The following is a 7,353-nucleotide window of genomic DNA, read 5'->3' on the forward strand; positions in this document are numbered from 1 at the left end:
ATGGCAGCCCCTGCTTTCAGGGGTTCGAATATGTCTCATAAGTTATCGTCCAGTCATCGAAGATCGACTTGGACGTGTCCCGGATGATTTCCGGCGGCGCATCGTCGGGCACCGGAGAAATGCTCTGCTGGTAGTGGAAGAAATTCTTCGGATCGAACTTCTGCTTCACGAATAGAAGTGAGTTGAAATACTCCCCCCAATATTGCCAGCGATAGTTCAACTGTGTCCGACGCGGATAGTTCTGATAGACCCGGTCGATGAAATAGCCTTCTTCGGTCATCAGCTTCATGAACCCGTCGAGCCAGGGCACGACGATCTCTTTTTCCTCTTCTGATACCCAGAACACATCGACGTAAAAGTTCAGCGACACATCACGGTGGATGAAGGCATTGCCCTCTTTGCCCAGCGGCATCCGGTTGATCGCACCGCCATAGGGTTCGATCGCAACCGCGCCATAGGCATTCGGCGTGCTGTCGAGGTAATCCACAACGCGCTGCCATTCAGCCGCGTTGAGCTGGCGTTTGATGTATCCGGCCTGTTTGTCCTCACGGGCCTGATCGGGTACCACGGGAATGTCGTACTTGTCGTCGTAAAGCCACGAGTTGATTTCCTGATAGGTGCCATAATTCTGGTCACCCTCATCCATCTCGCCGCCGATCTCATCGCTGAGCAAGGGCTGAACGAATGCGTTTCCCTCTTCGGTCGTCCCATCATAAAGCGCAGACAGCAGCAGCACCTTCTTATCCCCCTGATAGGCCAGAAAGATATAGGCGCCGAACCTGTCATCCTCGCAAGTGCTCATATAGTTGGCTTGCAGGAACTCCAGCGCCTTGGCGGCTTTGCCCAGCGGCCAGGTGATATGACAACCCCAGACCTTGTAGAGCGGGTGAAGCTGATACCGTATCTCCAGCAGGATGCCGAAGTTGTTGCCCGTCCCGCCCCGGATTGCCCAGAACAGATCGGGGTTCGTATCCTGGTCGGCAACCACGATGCTGCCGTCCCACAGCATCACGGTGACGCCCAAGACGTTGTCACAAGCCATCCCGAACCGGCGCGATGTAAAACCATAACCTCCGCCCATCATGAAACCCGCTACACAGACATCCTGACACGCCCCGCCGGGCACATGCAGGTGATAGGAATTCAGAACCGAGTTCAGCATCTTGAACGGCGTGCCAGGCCCCACATAGGCCATCGGAACATCCGGATCGACGGTCACATAGCGGATCCTGCTGGTGTCCAGCACCATCTGATTGTTAACCGAATACCCCGCCGTACTGTGCCGCCCGGACCGCGCCACCACCCACAGATCATGCTCACGTGCGAAAGCAAGACTGGTGCGCACGTCCTGAATGGTCTCGCAATAAACGATGATCTCGGGATAGTCCTGAAAAGCCGGATTCCAGACCTGTCGGTCATTGTTGTAATCAGCGTCGGTGGGCAGGGTGACCGTTCCAATCAGCTTCTTCTCAAAGTCGCGTATCTGCTCGGGCGTGATCGAGTGATATTGCCGCAGCGCCAGATCGGTACGGCTTTGCGCCACGATATCCTTAGCCAGAAGGGTTTTGCTGATCTTTTTCATCGGGTCTCCTCACACCAAATGAACCGGCGGCGTGGAAACGGATATCCCCACGCAACTATGATAAAATTTCGGTATCATCCCATATCTGCCGAGGCCCAAGCTGGCAGCAATGGACCCCTTCGGTCAAGTGGTTGTGTCCATCAAAGCCCGCGCGTCTTGCAAGTCTGATTGATCCGCCGCGCTTTGCCCGAAATGCGACAGCGCCGCATCAAGCACCCCACCCGCGGGCTCGCCTCTGCGCTGCCGCCACTGCGTCAAAGCAACAGCTGCGCGCAATTCATACAGCCGAGCGCCTTGTCGCTGGGCCGTTTCGATTGCACGTAGCAGCAAGGGTTCGGGGTCACCTCCGGTTTTCGCAACCAGTTCGGCCTCGATCCGCAATTGCTCGGCCTCGGCCCATTTCTCTTCGGTCTTGTGCAAAGCCTGTGTGGCTTGCGCCATGGTTTGTTGTGCGGCGGCCAGATCACCGGCACTGATTTCGATCTCCGCAATCAATGAGGGGAAGAAACTTTTGTAGTTGCCAGCCCCGACCGACCACCAGTCTTCCGAAGCCTGACGCAGGTCATCGATATGCTCGGGGTCAAAGCTTGTCACCGCCCGAGCCCAACTTCGCCACAGACGCGCAATGGTTCCCAGAAACTGCAGCGAATGCTCCTCGGCCAAGGTCGACAGGGCCTCGACGTCTTGTAGCAATGCGGGAATATCACGTACCAGCAGATGGACCTTGCACATGTAAACCAGAATCTGTGCCACGCTATGCGCATGCTTAAGCTCTTTGGCCCAATCCAACGCCGTCTGCTGCACCTGCAACGCCTCCTGATGGCGCCCCATCAGGCAATAGCACGTTCCCAGAAACGCCGAGGTGATCGCCGCATGATCAGTGCCATAAACATAGGCCAGTTGGCTATGCTGATCAAAATCATACAGCGCCCAGGCCTGTTCCAGATGTGTTTGGGCCTCAGTCAGGTTTCCCAAGTGCAACTGTACCGCCCCCATGGCGCGGTGCCCGACCATGCGGTGTTCGGTCTTGCCGCTCTCCGCCGCCAGATCAAGGATTTGCGCCGCCACCTCCTGCGCCAGCCGGTATTCGGCGCGCACCAGATGAAAGGCGTATAGACCGTTGAGAACAGGGAACAGCCGCTCAGTCTGCTCGGCACGGTGGCAGAGCTCGCGCAGGCGGCCATAGGCCTCGCCCGTAGCATCACCGGAAATACCGCTGGTTGATCGCAAAACACCTGCGCGCAGGATCTGAATATCGATCTCCTGCACGTCGCGTTCACGACTTTTGGGCAATTTCGACAACTGATCCAGCGCCGTAGACAAATGTGTCAAGGCTTCGGCCAGAGCCGAGCGTTCGATGGCGCGACGCCCTGCGCTTTGCCAATGCAACACAGCTTCGTCTGTGCGCTGGGCCAGAGAATAATGCTGTGCCAGAACTTCGGGTTGGGTCTGCGCCAGCTGCGGTTGGTTTTCCAGTAAAGCTCCCGCCGCGCGGTCATGCAGCACCTGCCGTTCCGTACGCAGCAGGCTGTCATAGGCCATATCCCGGATCAGCGCGTGGCGAAAAATGAACTCGTCCTCGGTCGCGTCCGGCGCTTGCAGGATAATTCCCGCCGAAGACAACTGGTCCAGACCCGCTTGCAGAACCGTAGGTGACAGGATCGACACCGAGGCCAGCAGTGCGATCGAGAACTGCCGTCCGAACACCGCCCCTGTCTGTGCCACTTCTTTTGCCATACCCAGCCGGTCCAGACGCTCCATCAGCGAATCTTTCAATGTGCTGGGCACCGAAAGCGATGGCAGCGGCCCGCGCAAAGCATATCCCTGATCCGTCAGCCGTAGCTGGCCGGATTCCAGCAAGCCACGCGTAACCTCTTGTACATAAAGCGGAATACCATCAGTCTTGGCCGCGATCAGATCACAGACCTCGGCAGGCACCACGTTGCCACCCGCAACTTCGGTCACGATCTCGGCCACATCCCGGTTGGTCAGGCGCTTGAGGGGCACATGCAAGGTGTTGTGATGCAGCCCCCATCCGGGATCAAAACCGGGCCGTGCCGTGACAACGATCAACACAGGCAGCTCTCTGATCCGCTCGATCACACGGTCGGTCAAAGTCAATGTCGTCGGATCCACCCAATGTGCATCCTCAAACAGCAGCAATACAGGTTTTTCACGCGCCAATGCGGCCAGTTGCTCGGTCACGGCCTCAAGTGTGCGCTCCAGCTTGATCTGCGGCGGCAGATCAAGCGGCCCCAACACCTCGTCCGCGTCGACGCTCAACAGATCCGCGATCAGCCGCTGATGCTCGGGCGAGCGATGACGCAGAATGTGGGCAAGCTTTACAAGCTTTTCCTCATTACTGTCCGTTGTCGCAAATCCTGCCGCACGTTCAAGATGCTGAATAATCGGGTAAAGCGCCGAGTTGGCGTGGAAGGGCGAACACTGAAAGTTCAGACGCAGCGTCTCCTGCGCTTGCGCCTGCTGGCTAAGCCCTTCGATCAGGCGGGATTTTCCAATGCCCGCCTCGCCGGTAATCAGTACCGTCTGGCCGGCCCCCTGACGAGCCTCATTCCATTTGTCATTGAGCTTGCGGAACTCGGCCTGACGGCCCACCAACCGGCTGGCACCGGCATCGGGCATGATGTCGAAACGCCGCTCAATCCGGGCCTGTCCCGTAACAATCCATGCCTGAATCTTCTCTGAAAAACCCTTGAGGGCAAATGAGCCCTGATCCTGCAGGTCAAAAGCGTTGCCGATCAGTCGACGCGTCGATGGGCTGATGATCAGCGTATTCGGCTCGGCCAGCCCCTGCAAACGCGCTGCCAGGTTGGGTGTACGCCCCATGACCACGTCATGTTCCTTGAGCCCTTCACCATGAATCTCGCCCACAACCACCAGTCCGGTCGACACACCGATCCGCGCCTTGAGCTGCTCCTGACCTTCAATCCGCCCCAGTTCGCCCAGAATATCAAGGCCCGCATGAACCGAGCGCGCCGCAGCATCTTCAAGCGCGTGGGGGTAGCCGAAGTAAATCATCGCCCCGTCACCCATGAAGCTGGCTATATGCCCACCAAATCGAGCAACTGACGTAGAACAGATCTCTTTGAAACGGCGCAGCAATTCGCCCAGATCTTCCGGATCCAGACGTTCGGACAGAGCAGTCGAGCCCACAAGGTCGACAAACATAACAGTCAGCTGCCGTCTCTCGGCTACAATCTTACCGGTGCCCTGAACTGGCGCAGGGTTGTTGTCGCGCGCGCGCCCCAACGCTGCCATCAAGCGGCGCCGTGGGCCAAGCGGCAAGCCCAGATCAATCAGATCATGTTCCGACAAATGCGCCAGATCAGCACGCGTGACTTCGTTCGACGCGAAAACGGGCGCGTATTTCGACAGCCCTATTTCCTCAAGGTATACGTCGAGATCAGTCATTTTTCCCCGTGTCCCCGCTCGCCTCCGGGTTCCCCTACCCGGTCAGGTTCCCCACCTTCGACAAAAGCCCAGCGACTCTAATACGTTAGGTGGATTCTTCTGATGGCGTGTCCCGCAGCCTTGTTCAAGCTTTTTCTTTCTGTCCCGATACGTCAAGTAAATTGCATATACTGGCAACTTGGATATGGCGCAGCCATGCGGCGGTTTTTTGTCATTGATGTGGGAAATGGCAGGGGCAGCAGGGTTCGAACCCGCGACCTACGGTTTTGGAGACCGTCGCTCTACCAACTGAGCTATACCCCTAGGCTGCGCCATCAGATATGCCAGTGAAGCAGAGGACTCAAGAGGCTTTTTTACTTTTACGCCCAGTTTACCCGCTGACAAAAAAGTTGCGCCCGGCGTGCAGTTCTTTAAGACAAAGCTCGGCCAGTCAGGAGGACCACAGCCTTGAGCATCCGCAAGAAAATTGCCGACAGCGAAGCCGTACTGAACTGGGTCGCGCGACGGATCGCAAGCTATATCCGTCTGGTCCATCGCACCACACGCTGGCAACGCATCGGTTACGAAGAGCTGGACCAACTGGCCGAGCAAGGCGAACCGGTCATCGTGGTGCTCTGGCACCAGCGCCTGGCGCAATCACCTTACTTCTTCCCTCTGGACAAGGGCCGTATCTGCTCGATCACCTCAGCAGCGCGTGCGGGCAGCATGGTGGGGCGTGTGCAGAAACTGTTTGGTATGGACACCATCGCCATGTCCAGCCGCAAGCGCCATGTCGCCCTGTCGCGCGAGGTGTTGGGCAAGATGAAACAGGGCATCTCAATCGGTATCGCCGCCGACGGCCCCCGCGGCCCCGAACGGGTATCGTCCACTGTCCCACTGGTCTGGGCCCGCACGTCAGGCAAGCGAGTTTTTGGCATCACCTATTCCGCACGATATGGGCGCGAAGCCGGAACCTGGGATCGCCTTCTGATGCCGCGCCCCTGGCGCAACGAAGGCGTATTCCTGTGCCGCGAATGGACCGACCCGGTTCCGCGAAAAGCGAGTGAAGAGCAGATCGAAGCGCTGCGCGTGAGCCTTGAGCAGCATATGAATGACATCACGGCCGAGGCAGATCGCATGGTCGACCGTGAGCCGTGGGTACCGCAGGTCTGAACGTATCCGTCCTGGAGTTAACCAGTCAGTCGCTGAGGGCAGTCAGCCCGCGCGCGTCCAAAGCGCTTACGTTCGCGGCAAAAGTCGCTCACTTTACAATCTAGTTCTTGTTCATCATCGCTCAGAATAGCGGCGCGCATATCGTCCAGATCCTTGCTGTGAAGGATTTGTGCTCCGTAGTTCAGAAATTCAAAACCAAACATGAACATCTCCCCGTGGTATTTGCGGTTCGCTAAACGCGCGCTCCGCGTTTCTTGTTTCGGAACACAGGTGGGTGTTCAGGTTTTGGAAGATGTGGGCAACAGATTAAGATTGCACAATCAGCGATCAATAAACGATACGCGAACGCTCCTCTATTGAAAGGGCCGCCCCTATTGGATGGCTTTCTTCAGTTCCCAGGTTGGGTCCGAGATTATTCGACGAATAATCTCACGCCGCGCCGAAAGGATTATCAAATAAAAAAGGCCGCCCCGATTTGGAGCGACCTTCTTTAGTTCAACCGAGTGGGCTCTCATTGCTCTTTCAGAGCAACTGCCGCCCACCAGTCGGCAAAGCCGGCTTACTCGATGATTTTCGACACAACGCCGGCGCCGACGGTACGACCACCTTCGCGGATGGCGAAGCGCAGGCCGTCTTCCATCGCGATCGGTGCGATCAGCTCGACGGTGAAGCCGACGTTGTCGCCGGGCATAACCATCTCGGTGCCAGCCGCCAAGGTCACGGTGCCGGTCACGTCAGTGGTCCGGAAGTAGAACTGCGGACGGTAGTTCGCGAAGAACGGAGTATGACGACCGCCTTCTTCCTTGGTCAGGATGTAGGCTTCGGCTTCGAACTTGGTGTGCGGTGTAACCGAACCCGGCTTACACAGAACCTGACCACGCTCAACGCCGTCACGGTCGATACCGCGCAGCAGGGCGCCGATGTTGTCGCCCGCTTCACCGCGATCCAGCAGCTTGCGGAACATTTCAACACCGGTACAGGTGGTTTTCTGAGTGTCGCGGATGCCGACGATTTCGATCTCGTCGCCAACGTTGATCACGCCACGCTCAACACGGCCGGTCACAACGGTACCACGACCCGAGATCGAGAACACGTCTTCAACCGGCATCAGGAACGGCTTGTCGACTTCACGCTCAGGGGTGTCGATGTAGTCATCAACAGCCGCCATCAGTTCCTTGATCTTCTCT

At 57.6% G+C, this 7,353-nt stretch carries 5 protein-coding genes and 1 tRNA gene; 1 reads left to right on the forward strand and 5 read right to left on the reverse strand.

Annotated features, from left to right (window positions below):
- Nucleotides 1-16: 16 nt before the first annotated feature.
- The 3 genes from ACR0NF_RS20195 to ACR0NF_RS20205 all read right to left on the reverse strand — a co-directional run bounded on the left by ACR0NF_RS20195 (nt 17) and on the right by ACR0NF_RS20205 (nt 5,317).
- A complete protein-coding gene (locus ACR0NF_RS20195; RefSeq protein ID WP_480470652.1) occupies nt 17-1,582 on the reverse strand; it encodes an FAD-binding oxidoreductase in 1,566 nt (521 codons plus the stop codon).
- Nucleotides 1,583-1,705: 123 nt separating this feature from the next.
- Complete coding sequence (locus ACR0NF_RS20200; RefSeq protein ID WP_480778848.1) at nt 1,706-5,014, reverse strand: adenylate/guanylate cyclase domain-containing protein; 3,309 nt, start codon at nt 5,012-5,014, stop codon at nt 1,706-1,708.
- Nucleotides 5,015-5,241: 227 nt separating this feature from the next.
- A tRNA-Trp gene (locus tag ACR0NF_RS20205) sits at nt 5,242-5,317 on the reverse strand.
- A gap of 144 nt (nt 5,318-5,461) precedes the next feature.
- Between ACR0NF_RS20205 and ACR0NF_RS20210 the strand changes: the two genes are divergently transcribed.
- Nucleotides 5,462-6,166 carry a lysophospholipid acyltransferase family protein gene (locus tag ACR0NF_RS20210; protein WP_480470654.1) on the forward strand — a complete coding sequence of 235 codons (705 nt, stop codon included), beginning with the start codon at nt 5,462-5,464 and terminating at the stop codon, nt 6,164-6,166.
- Between the two features lie 17 nt (nt 6,167-6,183).
- Here the strand turns inward: ACR0NF_RS20210 and ACR0NF_RS20215 are convergent, their stop codons facing one another.
- Together ACR0NF_RS20215 and ACR0NF_RS20220 are read right to left on the reverse strand one after the other, a co-directional pair.
- Nucleotides 6,184-6,369 carry a hypothetical protein gene (locus ACR0NF_RS20215; RefSeq protein ID WP_480470655.1) on the reverse strand — a complete coding sequence of 62 codons (186 nt, stop codon included), beginning with the start codon at nt 6,367-6,369 and terminating at the stop codon, nt 6,184-6,186.
- 356 nt (nt 6,370-6,725) lie between these two features.
- A partial coding sequence (locus tag ACR0NF_RS20220) for an EF-Tu C-terminal domain-related protein (protein ID WP_480778826.1) occupies nt 6,726-7,353 on the reverse strand: 628 nt, incomplete at its 5' end.

The sequence above is a fragment of the Ruegeria sp. CF4 genome (assembly GCF_056537345.1).